Below are 21381 nucleotides of genomic sequence, written 5' to 3'. Positions count from 1 at the left end.
TATAAACAGTTTAAATGTGCGGAATGAAAAACGTGTGGAATGGAACTGTACTGCTCTTGGTGGGCGTACTGCTGCCCGGTCTGTGCCTGGCACAGTCCACCGGTGAGGATATTGCCGGAGGCATCCGCAGCATGCATGAAGTATTGGCCAATCTCAAAGATGAAATGCTGCCCCTGTGTGCCGACCTGATCAATGCGGGCCGGGCTATTGGGGGATTTGGGGCCACGTTTTATATCGGTTACCGGGTATGGCGGCACATCGCGAACGCGGAGCCTGTTGATGTATTCCCCTTGCTCCGGCCTTTTGTGCTCTGTGGGGTCCTTTTATTCTTTCCCAACGTGATCCGGCTGATGGACACCATACTCTACCCCACCGTTGCAGGAACACAGAAAATGGTGGATGCTTCCAATGAAACGGTGAAGAAGCTGTTCGAGGCAAAAGAGAAAGCCATGCGCGAAACGCCCAAATGGCGGATGCTGGTTGGAGAAACGGGTTTGGGTGATCGGAATCTCTGGCTAGAAGAATATGCCCCGGAAGATGTAGGGGACGAAAACTGGTTCGAGAAGCTCGGCAACAATTTTATGTTCACGGTGGACAAGATGTATTACAATTTTAAGAACGAGGTGAAGGAATTTATAGCCATCGTTCTGCAGATCCTTTACGAAGCCGTTGCCCTTTGTATCAATACCCTGCGCACCTTCAATCTGATCATCCTCGCTATTCTGGGTCCCATCGTTTTTGGACTTTCCTGTTTTGACGGGTTCACCCATACGCTGAATGTATATCTGGGCCGCTACATCAATTGTTACCTGTGGCTTCCGGTGGCGAATATTTTTGGTGCATTACTGGGGAAGATTCAGGAGAATATGATACGAATGGATACCTCTCAGATCATCCAAACCGGCGATTCCTTTTTTAATCCCTCCGATCTCGGTTACATCATATTTATGATCATCGGAATTGTCGGTTATACCACCGTACCCAGTATCAGCGAATACATTGTACATGTGGGGTCAGGAGGCGCACTGCGGGAGAAAGTGACCGGTATGGCGGGCAATGCAATGGGACAAATTCCCGGTGTGCAGTCCATGGGTGGCGGGTTTGGCAGCAGTGGTGAACGCTCAGCAGGTATGTCGGGAGATATGTACGGAGACGCGCAAGGCCGCATGTCTGGTGGTATGGCGGGTTCAGGAACAAGTGGAGGATACTTCCAGGATAAGGTAGGCCGCTAAGGTCAGCCAATTGTGAAAATGAAAATGTGAGGATGAATGTTTCAACAACTTAAAAATATAGATCGGGCCTTTACGCATGTACGTTTGTTTAGTCTGGCACTCATCATCGCCTGTACCTGCATCACCTGTTACCTGACTTTTACCGCTTTTCAGGCGGTGGAGCGGGAACGCAGCCGCATATATGTATTGAGCGGAGGTAAGATCATGGAAGCGCTGGCTTCCACGAGGGGGGAAAATATACCGGCGGAAGCGAAAGACCATGTAACCGAATTTCACCGGTTGTTCTTTTCCTTTTCGCCCGACTACAAATCCATAGAACGCAATATAGGAAAAGCTCTGTACCTGGCCGACCGGAGCGCGAAGGACCAGTACGACAACCTGAAGGAAGCCGGTTATTATGCCGGGGCCATCAACGCCAATATATCACAAGAGATCACAGCCGACAGCATCCAACTAGATATGAGCAGCCATCCCTATCGTTTCCGGTACTATGGCCATCAGAAAATTGATCGTCCAACAGTAACCATCATACGCAGGTTAATTACAGAAGGGACTTTGAGAAATATAGAACGCACGGAAAACAATTCCCACGGGTTGCTCATTGAGCGCTGGACCATTATCAACAATGCCGATGAAAGCAGTAAACCAAGATAACCATGATATTCACTTTAAAACGAAAAAAAATTACGCCGTTCGATGACCGACCCCGTAAGCCGGGATTATTGCAACGCGCTACCCTTCATACAGCCAACCGTCTGCAACGACTGGAAGCCAGGTTATCTATCGGGCAGAAGAAACTGCTGCTGGCGCTGTTCCTGCTGCTCTTTGGTGGATACAGCGCAGCCATTCTGCTTCATACCCTCAACGGCAAGTCCGCCACGGTACAGGTACTGCACCCGCAGCGGATGGTGGCCCCGGTACTTCAACCTGACCTGCGCACGGAAAGAAACACGCCGGTAGATTCCGTCTCCATTCAGCGTTTTGCTGCGGTGATCGATAGCCTGATGCAAACAGAAACCGGACGCCTGCAAGTTGAGCGCTTCTTTGCCCGCAGGCCGGGTATGCGGGATACCTTGTTTCAATTGCAACAACAATTTCATCATTCAAAAAATTAATCATGCAACAAACAACCGAACAAAAGGAAAGAACCGGGAAAGCGCTGTTGTTTGCACCTTTGGTACTGGTACCGCTGATCCTGCTGATGGCCTGGGGTCTCGGCGTTGGTAAAGGAACCGAACAGCCTAAAGCGCAAAAACAAGGACTCAACACATCTGTGCCGGAACCCCAACTGCCGGAAAACCCGTTGGACAAATTGGCGCTGTACCGCAAAGCGGATAAGGATTCTGCGCAGCGGGAAAAACTTATGCGGGCAAACCCCCTCTTTAATCCGCAACAAGGAGATGAAGAAGGGGAACAGATTCCGGAATGGATGGAACAATATGGATCAAAGCGCCCCATACGAACTAACCCTGGTGGAACCGATGAAACAGAACGGCGCGTGCGTGACCAGCTGGCGCGGCTGGAACAACAACTGGCGCAGAGCGCTGAATCGGACATGCCGCGCACCCCAGCGATTCAACCACCCACGACAACCGCAGAAGAGGCGGAGCTGTCTGCCCTGCAGGAGCAGATCCGGCAGGCATCCGCCACCTCCACCGATAGCGAAATCACCGCCATCAACCAAATGCTCAAAAACGTACTGGACGTGCAACACCCGGATCTTGTGCGGGAACGTTTGCGATCCGAAGTCCCGCAGCATACCATTTATCCCGTATTTACGTCCAGCCGAAAACAATGGAGTTCTTCGCTGGGTGTCCGTTCCGGAGCCGGGGATACCATTCCGGCAATAAGCGCCTTCAACGATCTTCAATCTGCCGATAGCCAGGCTATAGCTTTTCCCAATGCCATCAGAGCGGAAATTTTTGGCACACAGCAAGTCCTCAGCGGTGCATCTGTTACGCTGCAGCTCTCGCAGGACATCTACGTTCGCGGCCAGCGCATCGTCAAAGGTGTATTGCTCAGCGGTACGGGCCGTTTAACCGGCGATCGGTACCATGTGGAGATAACCTCCATCACCGCCGGACAGACAGTTATTCCCATAAAACTAACGGTGTACGATCTACGCGGAATGCCAGGCATCCATATTTCCCATGCCATCAGCCGTGATGTAGCAACCAGAGAGGCGACCAGTACCATGCAAGGCATGCAATTCATGAGCCTTGACCCCTCCCTACAGTCGCAGGCTATTGGCGCTGGTATCGAAACCGCTAAAGGGTTGTTTGCCCGGAAAGCCAGGCTTATAAAAAGCACCCTGAAAAACGGCCATCCTGTACTTCTGATAGATGACAGTGTTCGATAATCCTCACATAAAATTTAATGACATGAAACAACGCATCATTTTTTATACCCTGTTCTTTTTTCCGGTTCTGAGTTTCTTTAACGGGAATGCACAGTCCCAACCTTCTTTCGACAGCTTTATACCCGTATCAGAACAAGCTACCACGATACTTATCTTCCCCGCCAGCATTGAGGATGCAGACCTGGGCACCGCCGCCGTTCAGATGGAACCCTTCCTGCGGGGAGAAAATGTGTTGCGGCTCAAAGCGCTTCAGCGGGACTTTCAACCGAGCAACCTATGTGTAATAACCGCTGACGGGAGACTGTACGAATTCCATATTGTGTACGACGACTATCCATCCACTACAAAACATGATTTTACCACTACTGATCCACAAACACTGCCTTCAGCAGTCGTTCGTTTTCCAGGAAACGAACCTCCCCGCACGAGTATCGACCAAACCGCAAGGATGATCGCTGAACTTCCCGCTTTGTACCATCGACCAAGAGACAAGGCGGGCGAGGTGAACCTTGCTTTAACGGGCATCTATGTACAGCAGGGAATGTTGTATTTCCGGTTTGGAATGTACAACCAATCCGGCATCCCGTACTGCCCGGATGGACTGCGCATATTCATCCGCGACAGGCGCAAACAGAAACGCAGTTCCGAACGCATTCAGGAACTCTCCCCCCATGCGCTGTACATGCCTACGGAGGTGGAAGCGCATCAAAAGAGTGTGTGGGTAGCTGTATTTCCTTTGTTCACAATAACAGACAGCAAAATCCTGCACTTGCAGGTAGGTGAAAAAAACGGGGATCGCGGCCTGACGCTCCGGATTCGCGGCCACAAGCTCCTGCGAAGCCGGCCCCTTGTACATTAAACTTTTACCATAAAACGGTGCCTGATGAACAATTCAAATCAATTGCAAGAGAACCGGGTGGACAAAATGGAGGATGTCTGGCTGGAGCGACAAAGAAAGCTGGTAGAAGGCAACGGAGCAAGCATATTCCGCGACCGTGATTTTCTGCAGGCTAAAACTGATGTGTACAAGGACATGCTCCAGAGTTTTAAGGGTGAACGGCTAAATCGGCAAGAAAAGATCGCATTGCGGCTGATGAAAGCCACCTACAACAATACCCGAAGGAAACTGTATCCGGGTTTGTACAAATTAGGCTTTCCGCGGTTAGCAGCAATCCTGATGGCTCCTTTCCGCGCTATCGGGAGCGTCATCCGGTTCCTCTCAAGGTTGACGGAAAAATCACCGCCTCCACCAACGTTGAATTATGCCGCCCCCGGCGAAAAAAAAGATCCGTCTGGCCAACCACAGCAGCAACAGGAACCGCAGGCAACGCAACAATTGGAGCAAAACAAACAAGAGAAAAGTCAGCAGCAACAAAAGAAACAAGGGGAGGTTCAGCAGCAACAAGTCCAGCGCCATCGGACAAAGCGGTTCTATCAACAGGTACCCGCGAACCAACAACAGCAGGGGCGTAAACCCCGATAGTGCATTGCAAAAAAATAGCTTTCTATTCTTTAACAGATAGTGTGGTGGTATGAATATGCAGCGAAATGTTGACAACTTAATGGCCGAACTAAAGGAAATTGAATTTTCCTTTGATGGGCTAAGAGTAGAACTGATCTTCCACATGGTATTGCAGGCAGCGGAGAAGTTCTCCGTACGTTTAGAGTCCATTCACCAGCAGGAGGACAATTCCACGTCAATACTGTTTCATCATCTGGACTTCAGCCGTAACCCCAAAACTGACAGCTATTCCTATGATGGGCGGAACGTTATACGGGCGATCCCCAAGAAACTATCTCCGGAGGATACCCTTATTTCCCAGGAGTTTAAAGACAAACTTTCCAATGCGCCTCAAATACTTCCCAACGAGCGCTTGGAGGCATTTAGTCGCCGGCGGGATATTTTCCGCAAAGAGGTAGTACGGGAACTGGAAAAGTTCCGGAAAGAAGACCCCGAAATGTTTCACTATCTACTTGGGATGGTGGTGCCTATTACAGACTTCCAGCTTCCGGGAAAGCTATTTGCGCTGCAGCAACAAATAGGCAAAGAATACATCAATGCCTGTTATATCCCCAGTGACGATAAAATAACCATTGGGCAAAGCGATGCCGTCCTTACCGGGAACTGGGTGTATGTAAAAGACCAGAACGCCTGGATGAGCGTTGACATGAAAGCTGATCCAGACGACAAACTGAACCAGCCCCTTATACGCGTTGATACACCGTATGCCCCGTTGGCCATCATTAACCGGCACGCCCTCTTTGAGATTCCACCCAAAGAACAGAAGGAGATCGATGAGCAACTGCAAATGGGCAGACCCGCCGTATTACCTGCACGCCATTTTGCTCGATCAGCCGTAGTGGCACGGACCGATCCCGTAGAAGGAAGCATTCACCTGGCGTATCAAAACGGAAAGCAGTACGCGCATTTGTATCCCGACAAATGGCTGTACCACCATACGTACCAAAAGCAGAAACAAGCAGAGCAGCGCCAGGACCCGGGACACCGCAATCAGGTAACCCAAAGGCGGGGGAATAAACGGCATGTGGAACTCCGCCAACTGCGTCACCAACCCTTTGCCACCGAAGGAAAAAATAAACGTGCAATAACACACCCCCTTGGGTGTATTTCTTTAACAACTAATACGTGTTGTATGGACCTGAAGCAGATTGAAAATTACGAGTATCATGCCACTGAACTAAAATACAGTGGATTTGGTGAGCGTCTCAATGAAGCGCTGAAAGAAAAGCTGGCTACCCGTGAAAATTTCCAGCTTACCGAAAAACAAAATTTTGAAAAGGCTAACGGAGAGTTGACCACCATTCAAATGTTTCCGGATTATACTTTTAATGAGGAGAAAGACAAACACTACTTCAACGGCGTGTATGCCGCAATAGACAGGGGTATCGTTCTTCCGAAAAAATCAAAGCATGTGGATGTTAAGGGCATTGTCAACCTTATCACCAACCCTCCGGTCAACAGCCAGGGAAGTCCGGATGCGATAGCGCTGGCACAGGAGGAAGCAGCACACAGCCAGAAAGTTAATGCTGCCATGAAGGAGGTGGCGCAAAAAGATCCCGCCCTTTTCCATCAATTGATGGTGAAGTTTAACCCGAAGATTGATTTTCCCCTGACGGAGGCAGATAAAGCCGTCCAGGATAAGATCCGGGAAGACATGATCCTTGCGCAATTTTTTCCCAGAAAAGAGCGGTTGTCCACTACCAAAATGGGCTTCCTCTTGCTGGGCAACTTCGTGCATCAAGTGAAGTATAAGGACAACGTGGAAATGAAAGCATGGATTTCCCTGAATTTTCAGCCAGATAAAAACGGCATAGTCCCCAAAACGGAAAACGGCAACCACCTCTATAACCGGTTTGATGCGAATTACGGCTATGATCCGGCTGCAGTTTTTGGCAAGTACAATTTTGTGGAGTCAGAACGCCAGGAAATGGTTGATACCATGGTAAGGGAACTGGAAAAGGGGAAGTTTGTTACCGTAACGCCGAAAGAGAACGATAAACACAAAACGCTAAAGGTAGCGGCTGATCCCACCTACAAGGATTTTGCCCTCTACGATGCCAAAGGCAAACCAATGGCATTCACCGACAGCTTTAAGCACGAGACGTTTCGCAGGGCCAGCCAAAAAGCTCCGGTTGATGGTCAGCCCATTACACACCGGAGCTTTTCAAGTGGTAATACAAGTACGCAACCATCCGGTAGTATTATTGACACCCACCATACCCAAAAGGAGAGTCCGCCGGAAAGTAAAAAAAAAGTGAAGGATGAGACTGAACCTGTAAAGCGTAAACCTCGTAAGCAACCTGCGATAAAGCCCGAAAAAGGCCCGCAAAAGAGCATGGGTAAGAGGTAAGCAGCTCTATCGGTAAATCAATTTTCACATTCCCCATTCATCCTTCGGATATGCAAAAAGAATACAGTGTAACATCCCGCTACGAGATTATGGACAAAAACAAAAAGGAGGACGTGCAGCGCATTGTTCACAGCACTTCGCATTTCAGGACGTTCCCCGAGGCTTATGCACATTTAATGGAATTGGACAACCGGCTGTTTGTGAAGGAAACAGCGGAAAAGATGCAGGCAGATCGACACATCACCTATGCAGTACTCTCCAATAGAAAAGGAAGCTTCATAGCAGGCAAACGCTTGTTGCAGGGCGTACCGGATGTATTGCCGGATGGTATTTACCTAACAGTTAACCTGCATCAACCCGAATGGAAAAAACATGCAGGAGAAATGGAGCTTTCGTGGACTGCAGCAAAACCTTATAGCTGGTCTCAGGATAAATACCTGTTGGAAACGGTAAAAAATCTAAAAGAGCGTACAACGATGCCTGTTCAACGAAACGCGAAGAGAACCAATGTTGGGCAAGCCCCGGAAAAGGGTCGCAGAAGGAAAAAATAAAGGGATGTAAGATAAACCCGAAGCGGACGCCGGCAATGCGGGAGCGCAACCGGCCAGGAACAGGGTTATGTGGGGATAGTGGTGCGCATAGGCGCACTAACTACAGGCCTCGCTCGAAAGAGCGGGGCTTTTTTGTGCCCCATCAATGATCCGGGATACGATTAAAAATATAGTTTTTTCGGCCTCGCCGCTGCACGGCGAAGATCTGGCTCTTAGGCTCCGAACAACGCTTAAAAAAAATCTCCACACTCTGCGGTCGTTGGTGTCCTCCGGACGAGGCGCTTGAGGTAGTATTTTTTTTCGCACGTCGTTCTCCACCGGCCCGCGCTTCCAGGAATACGCCTATCGGCAAGGCCGGAAAAACACTGTGGGTGGGACACTAAAAAAAAGATAAGGGAAATAAAGCTAAGCCTGATCGAAGCAAGTCCCCCACCGTATTACGCCGGTCGCCTTTAGTTCATCACTAAAAAACAGACCAATGAAAAAGCAGACAAGCAGCAGCGTTACCAATGACATCTACCAGCGCATCACCGATTTTGTGATCGAGCAATTGAATAATGGAAATATTGTTTGGCGCAGAGGATGGACGAACGGCGTATTGCCGATGAACATCATCACCCGGCAAACCTACCACGGCTGGAATGTGTTTTGGCTGAATTTTCATGCAGCCGCTTACGGCTATCCGCATCCCTATTATCTCACTTTCCGGCAGGCGCAGGCAGCAGGGGGAAGCATTCGGAAAGGCGAAAAAGGAACGCCAATTGTATTCTGGTCAAAACTCACCGCCAAACAGGACAATAACGATCAGCCAGAAGAAGAAACAAAGCCACGCCCCCGCATGGTATTGCGCCAATACACCGTGTTTAACATCGCACAAACGGAAGGCATTGAATTTAAGCTGCCGGAGCAACCCGCCAGCACCGTGCCGGAAATTGACCGCTGCGAACAGGTGGTTAACGATATGCCCCATGCGCCCGGGGTTTACTGGAATGGAGATCGTGCATACTACCGGTGTGCCACCGATACCGTAGGCATGCCCAACCGCGAACTGTTCCACAGCGCAGAAGAATGTTACGCCACCCTGTTTCATGAACTGGCACACAGCACCGGCCACCCCTCCCGGCTCAACCGTAAAGAGTTGATAGAACACGATGGATTCGGCGGAGCAAATTACAGCCGGGAAGAACTCACCGCCGAACTAGCCGCCGCCTACCTGTGCGGGGTATGTGGCATTGAACAGAAAGTAATAACCAATACCGTGGCCTATCTGCAAAGCTGGCTCCGCGCCCTCAAAAACGATAAAACACTTTTGATGAAAGCCGCCGGACACGCTCAAAAGGCCGTGAACTACATTCTTAACATCCATGCCGTTCCGGAGGATGACACTATAGAAACCACACAAGTAGTATCGCTTGCATAGACAACAATATTCCTGAGCTGTGCGCACGGCGCAGGAATATTCATTTCATCATTTAAAAAATTCGATATGGAAAAGTTAGACGAAAAAGCAACCCGCATATTCGCGCAATTGCTTGAAAAACTGAAAGAGTCAGATCGGTTACGGATCACTAACGAAGGATTTATGCCGCTGGTCATGGAGTTGGTGGACACCAATATTACCACCCCAAAAGGCAGTGCCGACCTGTACAGTCTCGCACATTATTACAGCCAGAATGGCGATGCCATGCGCGACCCGGAAATGTGTTTTCTGGTGATCGACAGCCGTACTACACCTGAGGATTATTCCGGCTTGCAAATCTATCCTACCTATTTCCTTATGGACGGAATGGGCGTGGAACAGAACAGTATCGTTATTCATGAAAAAAGGATTATCGGCTGCATCATACAAGTTCAGCGCGACCACGCCATTTTTTCAAACCAGTGGCTGTCCAATATCGCCGAACAGGGCTTTTTACAACAGCCCGGCCACTCAGATGATGCCGGAAACAAGAAGCAGTAAACCGCATACCATTTCATCAACATTCACTAACAATCATAAAATTAGAAAACATGGAACTCATAGGAAACATCGTAAGCAATGCACGGGTGCATGAATTTAAATCAGGGGCTAAAGTGGTGAATTTCACCATCGCCATTAACCGAGGCTATACGAACAAACAGAAAGAGTGGAAGCAGGAAACAGTCTATTTCGATTGCAGTTATTGGAACCGTACCGCCGTAGCACCGCACATTACCACCGGCAAATTGGTGCAGGTAGAAGGCCACATAACCGGTGCCAATGTGTGGGTAAACAGAAAAGGAGAACCGCAGGGCAATGTTTCTTTCCGTGCGGCCTCCATCCAACTGCATGGCAGCAAAGGCGCGGCCACATCAGCCAAACCAGCAGAGGCAAATCAACCCGCAGAGAACACAGTAGATGATCTTCCCTTCTAAGCCCTCTGCGCCATCACGCGCATGAATGACCCTTCCGGCAAAGCGGCAGCCACCGCATTGGTTAACGCTTTGCCGGTTCATTCCATCATTTAAAACAAAGATCATGAATACTAATTTTTTCTCACTGTTAGCAAATACAATTGAGGAACGCATTATGAACATCACGGTTAGAAAAGACGATGCAGGTTGCATTGTAGTGATCGTAAGCATGAAATCCAGTCTGGACAAAAAGAAAGCAGAGACCCTTCCTACATTGAATTTCAAAGCTACTGCCGCCGAACTGGATGAAAAGTTCTTTGGTGCCATCGTTACACCGATCCGCAGCACACAGGCATTCTTTACCAATGCGGGACAGTATGAGCAAGCCGTTAAACAGGCCACAAAAGTGAACCGTCCTGCTCCCACTAAAACAGAAACGGCTCCGGTTGATCCGGCTATCAGGAAATACGAAGCCCAACTAAAAAAGGTGGATGAACTGGTTTCGCTAAAAAAATATGGTGAAGCACTCGCACAGCTTCCAAAGCTGGCGGAGTACCCACAGTTTAAAGAGGCCATCGAACAGCGCGGAGAAGAAATCCGCGCGATGGATGACCGACTTTCCTTGTTTTAATTAATTTAAAATCTATACATCATGTTAACAGTAACTACCATGGAACGGGCGTTTCATTTTGAACAGCAGGGAGAAAAACCAATCATCCTGAATGACCCGGACAGCACACTTTCACCGGAAGAAGTAATGGATTTGTACGCCATGACTTACCCGATTTTGACCACCGCCAATGTGGAAGGCCCGTTTATAGAGGGGGATTGCTCCGTGTATAAATTCCGCTCCACCCTTGGCACCAAAGGATAGTACCATGAACAACAAGACCACACGCCGCAGACGGCGTTCCCGCTCACCCAAAAAAACAACGCTATGGAACATGTATCAACAGCTTGGACAATTCGCAACCGCAATCAACAAGCTTCCGGACGCAGCAGCACTTCGGGAGCGTCCACAGTACAGCGCACCACTGCCGTTTCTGAACGTGGTTTTTTAAATTACCGTTTCCCATCCCTTTGGGTGGGAAGCGGTTCACTTTTTAACATCCAAACAACACAAAAAACCTTCGTGCGTTCATTGGACTATTTCTGCGAAGCATGGGGCATTAATAGGATTCACCTTTCAGCACTTCCCTATCCGCGTAATATCGCAGAAACCTTTAGATGTGCAGAGACAGAAGCCAATGCGCGGGGGATTGAACTTCGGTTGGTAAAACAGCGGGGTAAACCCCTTACGCTGGTTTCCCGGAAATATTTTGACCCTTATTGTAACCACTTGTTTTTTATCCCGCTACAACCCATCCAGCAACTCATGGAATCAGGACGAAAGGCAGCGGCAAACCTCCTTCTTTCTATAGCCAGACACCTATACCACGCTGGTGTACCCCACTATGAAGGAGGAACCATTATTGGTGAAATGCATGATTATATGGAAAATTCCCTCCGGGAAATGGACGATCCGGAAGAAATAGACCAGGTGATAGGAGAATTGAAACAGATTGAAACCCAAGGCAAACAATTATTAACCCGACTGCGTTCCAAAATCAACCGGACAGATTTTGCCTTCCGCATCGAACAAGGGCTACCGGGCGATCCCGCAGAAGCTGCCATAATGGAAGTTGCACAACAGGCATTTACGATGCATCAGCAATATCCCGGGAAGCGGATAAAAGTGGCCAGCAGCAAAGCAGACATTCGCAGCTACCTTGAGTATGGAGATACAGACGAACTGGAATCAAACATGGTCTATTGGGAACGGTATGTGTCGTTTTGCTGGAGCCTTTCGGGAAAGCTGTTCGACTATGGCAAGGGTTATATAGAAGCCGTACTGCAAGAGTATTCCGTGCAGGAATATCCTTATGCGGAATGCATGCACAATAAACCCACACCAGAACTGTCCATCAACTTGGAGTTCGAAAAGCAATTTTTTGAACTTGCCGATGATTTTGCTTATCTCTTAAATAGTGTATTATGAATTGTATAGCCGACACCTTTAATGAAGATTTTACACCAGTCAAATTTCTGGCCATCTACTGCCACCAGCAAAAAGACCAATACCATGTTGAAAGCTATGATCCGTCACCGAGCGGACGCCCCATCAATGCCCATCCATTGGGTGCTGCCGAGGCGAGTTCGCTTGGCCGCATCCTGTCCAATACTGACAACCCTTCGCATTTCCTGCTCCCGAAAGGGATAATGCCCGATCAGGTATTGCACCTCTCCGCGAAAGATGAAGGCAGCGCAATCTGGCACACTCCGGCAATACAACGACAGCTCTACTTTTCTGAAAACCTGAAAATTCCCTCCGGCAAAGCATGGACACCACCTTTGTTGTGGGTAGCCAGCCGGAAGAGTCTCCGCATTTTTGCCCTGCGTACCGAAACAAAGCCGGATACTATGACGGTTTTATACCACGCACCTTTTTTCAACACCAACGCCAAAGGAGACGTTTGTATGGGAACCGTGAAAATTGATATTCCCGAAACCGTATCGCTGGAAACGTTTATGTACAAATGGGAGAAATATTTCTTCAGCAGCTATTTTTCCCACAGCAATATGGGGCGTTCGCCACTCACTGGTAATATAGTTAGCTGTTGGAAAAAACTCATAGATACGGATGCCCGGTTTCCAGTGGAAGCCTTGCGCAAACAGTCAGTCACTTTAAAGAAACTATTATGAAAAAAACGATAACACTACCCAAAATGCATTTTGCACACGAAGCCCTGATCCGGCCTACGAATCCAATCAGTGTCAATGTAATAGGAGCGGGGGCTACCGGTTCCTTTCTGGTCAGTGGACTTTCCCGCCTGCACCGTGCGCTGCAAGCCTCCGGGCATCCGGGCTTTCAGGTCAGGCTGATAGACAGGGATACGATCAGTGCCGCTAACGTAGCCCGTCAGCTTTTCTTTGATGCTGAAATAGGGCTGGATAAAGCCCCTACTTTAATCAGCCGCATTAACCGGGCAATGGGATTAAACTGGAAAGGAATCCCCTGTCGCTACGAGAAAGCTACCGCCGATTATTTGAACGAAGTAGAAGCCGCAACCGCCACCATTACCATCAGTTGTGTAGATACCATTAAAGCACGTTTTGAGATAGGAGAAATGCTCTCCCATTTTCATGAGAAATTCCGCTGGCACCGTGACCAGCCAATCTACTGGATGGATTTGGGCAACGCCGAAACCACCGGGCAGGTCATCCTTTCAACGGTTTATGATGTTAAACAGCCGAAATCCAATCTTTACAAACCCGTTCCCCGCCTGCCCACGGTCATTAAAGAGTTTGGAAAAGTGCTGAAAGCGCAACGCCCTTCGGAACAAAACACGCCGAGCTGCTCACTCGTAGAAGCCCTTGAAAAACAAGACCTGTTCATCAATCCCGCTATAGCGGCAGATGGGTGCCAGTTGCTGCGCGATTTGATCCGCAGGGCAATGACTGATGTTCGGGGCGTGTTTATTAATCTGGAAAGGTTTAGGCATACGGCGTTAAGGGTGGAGTAGGTTGCCATCAAACAAGAATTATGGAACAGCGTTATCAATATCCACAGATAATACAAGATATGTTTCCCTTGATTTTTATTTCCTATAAACCGAAGCGATCCCGGCAACGTAGGAGAAGGAACGGTGTGGAGGTCGTTCAGGGAAAACAGTTTGTACGAGGTTGGGGCTTTCGCGCAACCTATGGTAAGTTCAGAAAAACATCAACTAACAACCAGAACGACTTTTCGTTCGTTACCTGCCTTGTCTTATCACCTGACGGCTACGGTACCGTTAGGAGATCATTAAAACATAAAGGATATAGTAAACTCGTGGCGGCAATTTATCCCACTGACGAGGAAATAGAGAGGGAGAAGGGCTACTTCCGATACATCTTTCGGAAGTACAAAACGGCTGGCGAAATCTACAACTACCGCCAGTTCGATCACCCGGAATGGAAATCCATCTGTGAGAGATTGGATGCGGATTATCCATCACACAGCAGCGGTCAGCTACGCCTATTTTAACCAGCTTACAGTTTTACCATGGCAATAGGAAATTTTAAGTTTTATGGTGCTTCACAGGTTGCTTTATCCCGGCATGGCAGGCGTGGGGACTATTATTTAGGAAGCATCACCGGAGATCATTTCGCCGATCCGGAATTTGCGCAACGGCTTGCACGGATAGAGCATCGCCTGTGCGCACGTCTGGGCTTAGAAAACCTCACGGTATATTGGTCACAGGCAGAGACAAGAATACCCAAAACCCGGTCTCCGGAACAGCGTTTCGCCACAGCCGTAAAGAAGGCTACCAACAAGGCGGAAAAGCGGAAGGCTTTCATTATAGCCTCTAATTTGATATTTGCTGATGAATTTTTACAACAGGAGGAAGACGCGCTGGAAATCAGGGTCGGGCAGCTCCGGCAACGATATGGGGTGAAATGAAAAAATCGCGCGGCTTCGCCGCGTGGGTTTTGTATGCTCATACAAAGTTGGTGAACAGCCATTAGATATTCGCTATGGGGTACTACACCAGGTATATTACAGTTGTACTTGGCGGACTATTAACTATACAATCTAGCGGTATCATGCTTTTTAGTAACAAATATCTGCCGGATTGTTTATTTTTATGTATGGCCGTGATCTATATAATAATAGTCAATTCAGGAATCATATCCGGGGTGTATATTTCCTGATTCACGAATTCCAGCGATATGTTCATGAGTGAAATTTTCAATATTTATGCAGCAAGTAATTTCCTCTGTGCTTGTTTATTCTCAGTTCTATCCCGACCCCACCCCGCAAAAGGATGTTTCCAGACTGCTAAAGTGGGACAGGGATATGGTTCTTCGTATGCTTATCTCCATAAAACTGGTATGCCAGCATATGTCACGCAACCACCAACATTCGTTCGCAGAAAAACTAATTCAATTTCTGCCCCCGCAGCGTGACACGCGACTGGATGATGGATCTGCGATTCGAATTACGAATAAAACTGTGGTTCTAAAGATTATGGCGGATCTGTTAAACCAGCCATGTACAGCTGCAGCAAGCGATGTTTTTGGAGCTGCTTTTTATAGAGATATCCTGAACACCATTCTCATCTACAACGAACATCAGTTCCCCTACGCAGGTCTCGGCAATCAAAAACTCAGACATATTGACGCGTGGACTGTGGAAATGATGCAAGAACTCAACGCAGAAAATGTGCATGCATACGCGCGGATTGGGGGCATCAAGCAACTAATCTACATCCAATTCTTGAAGGAGAAGTTTGGAAATGACTATCCCGCTTTCGAGCAGGAAGTTGTTTCGTTTACTGGTCTTTCATCAATGTATGAAATCGCACTATTGTTCATGAATCTGGAAATTGCCTATCAGAAAGCGATAAAAAACGATGTACCCATTGTTGTTATTGGCAACAAAGATGTCAAATACCCGCTTCTATGCAGGCTTGACCTCGTAACAGATGCAACTGTTCATTGTCCTGGCATTACCTACGAGCGTCTCTTTACCGCTCCGTTTTTAAAGCTGAATGACGATCACCTATATCTCATTGGCACTACCGACTTTGATCTGATAACGACCAAGAGTTGGGATTACTATTTAGTCAAGAACAGGCTTTTTGAGAAGTATCTATCCAAAGTAAATTCCGTTCATGTTCTGAAGGGAATATGGGGTAAAGAATATATTGAATCATTTCTTAGCTATAGACTGCTGAAGTCGCTTGAGACAAAAGGGATTAGGGTGCTTCCATCTGACGATAGAACAAAGCCGGATGTCACCTTAATAGTCAACGAGAAGGATGTATTCATGATTGAGGTAAAATCCGCAGCCTTGAATAATCGGATCACTTCTGCCAAAGACATAGACGGATTCAAAGATTTTATAGATAAAAATGTTTCCGGTAGCTCGAAGGGCGTAGCACAGTTGAATCGAAACATTGAATTTTTAGCAGAATACGCAACCTCTGCATATAATTTGAAAACACCGATAAGCAAGCTGCGCATCTATCCCATAATCGTTTACACCGATCACCACCTCAGCAAACAAGCTGTTAACGATTATGTAATCGCCAATTGTCCGAATCTTCCGCAAAGCACGGTCAACAAATTTCAATCTATTGAAAATGTAACACTGATACATCTCGACTTCTTTCTGGAAAACATCCTGCTTTTAAAAAAGGATCGTTCATTATTACGAAACCTGATATGTGACTATCATCGTTACGTCAGAAGAACTAAAAAGAACTACGACAATAAGGAACGGCATAAAGACTTTTTCTCCGCTATGGTCAGCTTTGAAACATGGAGTGTAGGCTACAACAGTGTTTATCAAGACAACACAACTGAAATCTTCAGTGGCTTAGCTAAAATCTACAATCTTACCTGAAATTTCTACCCGACAATTCAGTGAGCAACCATGTTAGCCGTTGTTCTTTAGAATTCAAATGCAGTAATATTTCCATTTTTGTCTCTATGAACCTTGCCGGGAAATTTAAACCTCGAAAGTTCTTCTGATTGCGAATAATATTCAAGTCCTGCATAGATGTTATAATTACTTCCATCTGTCCAAAAATAATTCGCATCATTTTCTAGTAGCTTCAACGCGCTTTTATTTTCCGGAAAGAAACTATGCGTCATTTTTTTATATTTGTCGTACTTTTTTAAGACAGGGCAATTAAAGTAAAGTCCATATAGCTTATCAGAATCGTTTATGCCAGCAAAGATTTTTAAGATACTTGACGAGTAATGATCAACTGTAAATTTGTAAAGAGATTCATCAAGCTGCTGAAATAGGTCGTCATAGCAAAATAAGTATGTCTTTTGCAATCCAATTATACTGTTTCTGTCGTAAGCTTTGTGCGACTCTTTAATAACCGTTGACGGATACCTCATTTGAAAAAGGCTATTCGAGAAGTCAATGAAATCGTCGGGGACATTAACGTCGTTGAACACTCCTTTCTCTTTACAAGAATTAAAAAGCAACTTTAAATCATGTGAATGCTGAAGTTTATGTTTTTTATTTCCGAGTTCTAAAAGCGTTTGTTTTAAAATTGATTCAATTGCGTAACCAAAAAGCATTGATCCAGTCCATAATTGATCTTGCAAATAGAGCATTCTGGCACTCTTGTAAAAATCTGTCCTAAGACCATTGAATGAAATTCTTTCTTGAATTGTGAGCATTTGACTTTGCAGTTATCGGATTACTTTGCAGTTTTTGCAAACATCCTCGATCTTAAAAATTGCATTCTTCCAAATCACCGCACTAAAGTCGCTTGCTTTTAAGCTGTCAACGTAATTACCCAAAGCTTTGTCTAATGCTTCCACAAACTTTGTGGAATTAATAGTTCTATTCTCTTTATCAAGCAAATCGCCTTTTCTTAAGACCCTCCATGCATTTGTTGTTTCTGCTTGATGCATAATGCCACAACGAATACTTGAATAAAAATCTGGCGCAATATCTTTAAACCCAGGAAACAACTTCTCTTCGGTTGTAAAAAAATCTTTGAACATCTTTTGACCTACACCTTTACCTTTTGTATCCTTCTTTCCTTGTCGAAATGACTCTAAAGTTTCTATCATTAAGCAGGAAACCGCCATTTTAAGAAAGCCACTGTCAATGTGATGAAGGTGTTTAACATACCGATTGCTAAACCTATGGTATATAAGTTTAATTAAGTCACTTTTGGCAGCCTCGTCTTTTACTTTGATCCACTTTCGTGCTTGTCCGACAGTGACTGTTCCTGTCAATAAAAAGTCCTCAATGTTTTTTGTTTTCATCATATTATTGTTTAGGCCAAACAGTAACAAAACATTATGCGAAAGTTTGCACGTGGCGCAAATGAACCTTCCAGTACCCTATGTAGCAAGCGGCTAAATGAAACAACGTCATTATCACGACTTGAATAGTATATCCTATAATGAACATCTAAAGTACTACTCTCAAGCGTTTAGCACGCTCTTTAAAAGCTACCTCCCCTCCTTCAAGAATTCCGCAGACATGCTGTCGTATCTTCCGATCTTCCAGTCCTCCACTCACATAACTTAGAATTGGAAGTTGACCTGATCGGTGGGCACCACGACTAGCTACTATTACTTGGTCTGCATCGGTATTTACTACTAAATTTGCATTGTGGGTGACAATAATTATTTGACGTCGTAATTTTGCTTTTCGAAATAATGGAACTAACTCTTCGAAGATTGACTTCGGATCAAGATTTTCTTCAGGCTGATCAATTATTAATGGGCGTACATCTTCCTGATCAATAGCCAAGTATAACAATAATAGTACTATGCCTCTTGTGCCAGGTGACAACTGTTGTATGTCAACACCTTCATATTGTACACCATAGCTAATAGAAATATGACCAGTGCTATACAGCCATTCGGAAATAGCTTTAGCCCAACGCCTTCGTTCGTCTTTCTGAGCGGAATCTATAGGGCAATGTTCAATAAAGCTTTCTCTATACTTGTCCAGAAATTTTGCATGCGCTTCTGCAACTTCCATAGCACTTCCATTCTCCCAAACATGTTTCAATAAAGACGCTGCAATCCTTAATAGCTCTCCCTTCCCTCTAAACGAACCATTTTTCCGCAGGTCTAAAAGGCTTTCTCCTTCTTCAGCCCAGACATTGATATCAGCTGTTCTTTGAACTACAAAAGATAACTTTCCTAATGATCCTGTCTGTTTACTCAAGTTCGCTTGTAAAGGTCGATATAATTCTTCCAAAATTTGCTGCTCCTCAATAAGAGCCTCAAAGACTTCTTTGTATGCATCTTTTCTTCTGTTATTAATCTGAACTATTCTCTGGTCGGCTCCCTCGGCATCGAGAATCGCAGCTTGCAATCCTGCTAAATCAGTCTCTGCTTTCTGAATTTTGTCCGTTAAGAGGGTGTATTTTTTTCCATTTTCCGTGTCAACTCCGATAAAATGCTTTAAACGTAAAAGCTCATTATTCAGTAAGCTATAGCTTTGTGCAGTCAATTGAGAACCCGATGGGATAAATGAAGCCGTTGAAAATGGTGGTTGGGCGGGAGGTACATTTCCTCGAATTCGCAATATATCCGATTTCACTTTCTGTAGTTTTTGTTGCAGTAGAGTATCAACATCACCAGTAAAATCCACGCTAAATAATAGCCATTCTGCATCGGACAATTTAACACCGAAATGCTCTAACTTCAATTTATTGGTGTAGTTGGGGAACACTGATGTTCTGGCACTTGTGATTTGTTGTAGCAAAAGCTTTATGGACTGTTCCTGCTTTTGTGCTAATTCTAAACTCTTTTCGACCGTCGCGAACGCTAATGCTACATCTGAATATTCCTGCATTGTTGCAGTCTGTCTTTGATTGACCAAATTCAGCCGACTGGTTTTATCGTTTCCGATCATCACCTGCTTTTTCTGAGCATCTGCTTTTAGTTGTGGAAGATTGGACCTTTTAGTGTTTTCAACCTGGTAGGCTAAAGATGCATCCTGAATTAGAAGCTGTGCATCGGCTTTCTTTCTGCATGGCAGCTCTGCCCTAGCCTTCAACAGTGCGGCGAAATCTGTGTGTCCCAGCTTTTCTTCAGCTGCATGTGCGGAAAAGATAACTCTTTCTATCTCTTTCATTAATTCGTCTGTAATCCCTTCCGATGAACATAGTCGTTCTACAAACTGTTGTGAGAGATACTGCACTCTCTCCGGATTCATAATGTCGTCGTAATGATAATCTGCAACCCGCTTTTTTTCACTTTCCCCAACTCTCCAATCCAAGTTAACCACTGTTTCATTAAGATAATCTTTAGCGCGATTTATAAATGATGCGCCGGAAACTTGGTGCTGGATAGCATGACCTCCTAATGCGATAAGATCAGCTAATGCTGTCTTGCCTGATCCACGAGCGCCAATGATAGCAATTAAGCCTGCATTTAAAGGAATAGCTGAAGGTTGAAACCAAGGAGCATTGTCTGCGCGGAAGCTAGTGATGACATGTGAATCTATACCGTGGATTGGAGCCTCCTTTTGGACAATTACCCGATGCTCCGGCTCAAGGCAGATTTGACGTAATGATTCAAAGGAGAGCCCCCCCTTAATCCAGGTATATCGATCCTCGACAACCGCTCCCACCATTTCTAGACGGTGTGCATCTGATCCATGAATACAGGGTTTTCTGCCGTTGTATTCTGTTTCAAGTACCTGATCGCTGGCGGGTCCTTGCCCTAACCAGAATTTCCTTTGACTCGGTTGGCTGGAAAAAATAATATGGCAATTCTTCTCAATGGATTTCCGTGTGGCTCCAAAGGAACTGTCTTTGTCCTGTAAGCTTGAAGTCCCATCCTTTGAACTTCCTGAAACGGCTAAAAGAATATTCTCTTTTGCCCACGTGTCTTCTTTTATTAAGGTGATCAAGTTTTGGAAGTCAACTTTAAACTGGTTAGTGCCGATTTCAAGAGCAGATTTTTCACTTAGTTGCGGTCCGCCATGATACCGACCAAGTCGGATAAGATCATTTTTCTCACATCTAAAGATAGCGTCTCCTGTTTTGAAGGTTATATTGCCTAAAAAACGTCTAATCTCGGCGAGGTGATGGGGATTGTCTGGCGATACTAAAAGATGAAGATTGATTGCAGATTTTCCTGGCACTCCATTTGTAAGCCGCAACTCCACATTTGGAAAGATAAACTCCACATTTTTAATACGTCCAGCATTCTTTCGTTTGAGAACGTCCTCATAGCAATTAACTGAATAATAATCCGTTATTCCAATAGCACGAATAGAAGGGTTGCTTTGTTCAATTTTGGTTAGAAAGTCTTCCCACGGATCGGCGCCAGTATATTGGTCGTTTAGAACCGTACCGGGTGCGTGAATATGTGGGTCCCATCGATGCCAGATGGAACCTGCATCAACTTGATTGTTAGCGTTAGGGATTACACTCATTGATGAAATTTGAAAATACTGTTTATACTGCTAT

22 protein-coding genes are annotated in these 21381 nt (G+C 46.1%); 19 read left to right on the top strand and 3 right to left on the bottom strand.

The genetic code is table 11. From position 1 onward, the window contains the following. Window positions 1-23: 23 nt before the first annotated feature. From traJ to FW415_RS00420, 19 genes are all read left to right on the top strand, one after another. Window positions 24-1232 (top strand): conjugative transposon protein TraJ, encoded by a 1209-nt coding sequence (gene traJ / locus FW415_RS00510; RefSeq protein ID WP_148382363.1) that lies wholly within the window; start codon window positions 24-26, stop codon window positions 1230-1232. Between the two features lie 36 nt (window positions 1233-1268). Continuing rightward, window positions 1269-1886 carry a conjugative transposon protein TraK gene (gene traK, locus FW415_RS00505; RefSeq protein WP_148382362.1) on the top strand — a complete coding sequence of 206 codons (618 nt, stop codon included), beginning with the start codon at window positions 1269-1271 and terminating at the stop codon, window positions 1884-1886. 2 nt (window positions 1887-1888) lie between these two features. After that, window positions 1889-2347: a hypothetical protein gene (locus FW415_RS00500; RefSeq protein ID WP_148382361.1), complete on the top strand. Its 459-nt coding sequence runs from the start codon at window positions 1889-1891 to the stop codon at window positions 2345-2347. A 2-nt stretch (window positions 2348-2349) separates the two neighbouring features. Further along, window positions 2350-3591, top strand: coding sequence for a conjugative transposon protein TraM (gene traM, locus FW415_RS00495; RefSeq protein WP_148382360.1), 1242 nt, complete (start codon window positions 2350-2352; stop codon window positions 3589-3591). Between the two features lie 22 nt (window positions 3592-3613). Continuing rightward, window positions 3614-4450, top strand: a complete 837-nt coding sequence (locus tag FW415_RS00490; RefSeq protein ID WP_168208608.1) for a DUF4138 domain-containing protein — start codon at window positions 3614-3616, stop codon at window positions 4448-4450. Between the two features lie 24 nt (window positions 4451-4474). Continuing rightward, window positions 4475-5074 carry a hypothetical protein gene (locus FW415_RS00485; protein ID WP_148382358.1) on the top strand — a complete coding sequence of 200 codons (600 nt, stop codon included), beginning with the start codon at window positions 4475-4477 and terminating at the stop codon, window positions 5072-5074. 49 nt (window positions 5075-5123) lie between these two features. Further along, on the top strand, window positions 5124-7463 hold the full coding sequence (locus tag FW415_RS00480; RefSeq protein ID WP_148382357.1) for a hypothetical protein: 2340 nt from the start codon (window positions 5124-5126) through the stop codon (window positions 7461-7463). Window positions 7464-7513: 50 nt separating this feature from the next. Next, the gene (locus FW415_RS00475) at window positions 7514-8014 is read left to right on the top strand and encodes a hypothetical protein (protein WP_148382356.1); all 501 of its coding nucleotides are present in this window, start codon (window positions 7514-7516) and stop codon (window positions 8012-8014) included. A 478-nt stretch (window positions 8015-8492) separates the two neighbouring features. Beyond that, window positions 8493-9434 carry an ArdC family protein gene (locus tag FW415_RS00470; protein ID WP_148382355.1) on the top strand — a complete coding sequence of 314 codons (942 nt, stop codon included), beginning with the start codon at window positions 8493-8495 and terminating at the stop codon, window positions 9432-9434. 66 nt (window positions 9435-9500) lie between these two features. Beyond that, the gene (locus tag FW415_RS00465) at window positions 9501-9974 is read left to right on the top strand and encodes a hypothetical protein (RefSeq protein ID WP_148382354.1); all 474 of its coding nucleotides are present in this window, start codon (window positions 9501-9503) and stop codon (window positions 9972-9974) included. Window positions 9975-10024: 50 nt separating this feature from the next. Further along, window positions 10025-10408 carry a single-stranded DNA-binding protein gene (locus tag FW415_RS00460; RefSeq protein WP_148382353.1) on the top strand — a complete coding sequence of 128 codons (384 nt, stop codon included), beginning with the start codon at window positions 10025-10027 and terminating at the stop codon, window positions 10406-10408. Between the two features lie 103 nt (window positions 10409-10511). Continuing rightward, entirely contained in the window at window positions 10512-11018 is a 507-nt protein-coding gene (locus FW415_RS00455; protein ID WP_148382352.1) for a hypothetical protein, read from the top strand. A 21-nt stretch (window positions 11019-11039) separates the two neighbouring features. After that, entirely contained in the window at window positions 11040-11261 is a 222-nt protein-coding gene (locus tag FW415_RS00450) for a PRTRC system protein C (RefSeq protein WP_148382351.1), read from the top strand. Window positions 11262-11324: 63 nt separating this feature from the next. Continuing rightward, window positions 11325-12425 (top strand): hypothetical protein, encoded by a 1101-nt coding sequence (locus tag FW415_RS00445; RefSeq protein WP_148382350.1) that lies wholly within the window; start codon window positions 11325-11327, stop codon window positions 12423-12425. Next, on the top strand, window positions 12422-13129 hold the full coding sequence (locus FW415_RS00440; protein ID WP_148382349.1) for a PRTRC system protein B: 708 nt from the start codon (window positions 12422-12424) through the stop codon (window positions 13127-13129). The genes FW415_RS00445 and FW415_RS00440 overlap by 4 nt, the downstream gene beginning before the upstream one ends. Further along, on the top strand, window positions 13126-13950 hold the full coding sequence (locus tag FW415_RS00435; RefSeq protein WP_148382348.1) for a PRTRC system ThiF family protein: 825 nt from the start codon (window positions 13126-13128) through the stop codon (window positions 13948-13950). The genes FW415_RS00440 and FW415_RS00435 overlap by 4 nt, the downstream gene beginning before the upstream one ends. A gap of 20 nt (window positions 13951-13970) precedes the next feature. Further along, window positions 13971-14453, top strand: coding sequence for a hypothetical protein (locus FW415_RS00430; protein ID WP_148382347.1), 483 nt, complete (start codon window positions 13971-13973; stop codon window positions 14451-14453). Window positions 14454-14471: 18 nt separating this feature from the next. Further along, window positions 14472-14870, top strand: coding sequence for a hypothetical protein (locus tag FW415_RS00425; protein ID WP_148382346.1), 399 nt, complete (start codon window positions 14472-14474; stop codon window positions 14868-14870). 297 nt (window positions 14871-15167) lie between these two features. Beyond that, window positions 15168-16817: a hypothetical protein gene (locus FW415_RS00420; protein WP_148382345.1), complete on the top strand. Its 1650-nt coding sequence runs from the start codon at window positions 15168-15170 to the stop codon at window positions 16815-16817. Window positions 16818-16864: 47 nt separating this feature from the next. On the opposite strand, the gene FW415_RS00415 is transcribed toward FW415_RS00420, so the two are convergent. From FW415_RS00415 to FW415_RS00405, 3 genes are all read right to left on the bottom strand, one after another. Then, window positions 16865-17611: a hypothetical protein gene (locus tag FW415_RS00415; RefSeq protein ID WP_148382344.1), complete on the bottom strand. Its 747-nt coding sequence runs from the start codon at window positions 17609-17611 to the stop codon at window positions 16865-16867. 12 nt (window positions 17612-17623) lie between these two features. Continuing rightward, entirely contained in the window at window positions 17624-18211 is a 588-nt protein-coding gene (locus FW415_RS00410; protein ID WP_148382343.1) for a hypothetical protein, read from the bottom strand. Between the two features lie 145 nt (window positions 18212-18356). Beyond that, window positions 18357-21347 carry a TrlF family AAA-like ATPase gene (locus FW415_RS00405; protein WP_148382342.1) on the bottom strand — a complete coding sequence of 997 codons (2991 nt, stop codon included), beginning with the start codon at window positions 21345-21347 and terminating at the stop codon, window positions 18357-18359. Window positions 21348-21381 lie beyond the last annotated feature (34 nt).

Source organism: Chitinophaga sp. XS-30 (genome assembly GCF_008086345.1).
Lineage (GTDB): Bacteria > Bacteroidota > Bacteroidia > Chitinophagales > Chitinophagaceae > Chitinophaga.
This window is presented reverse-complemented; position numbering and strand designations above follow the sequence as displayed.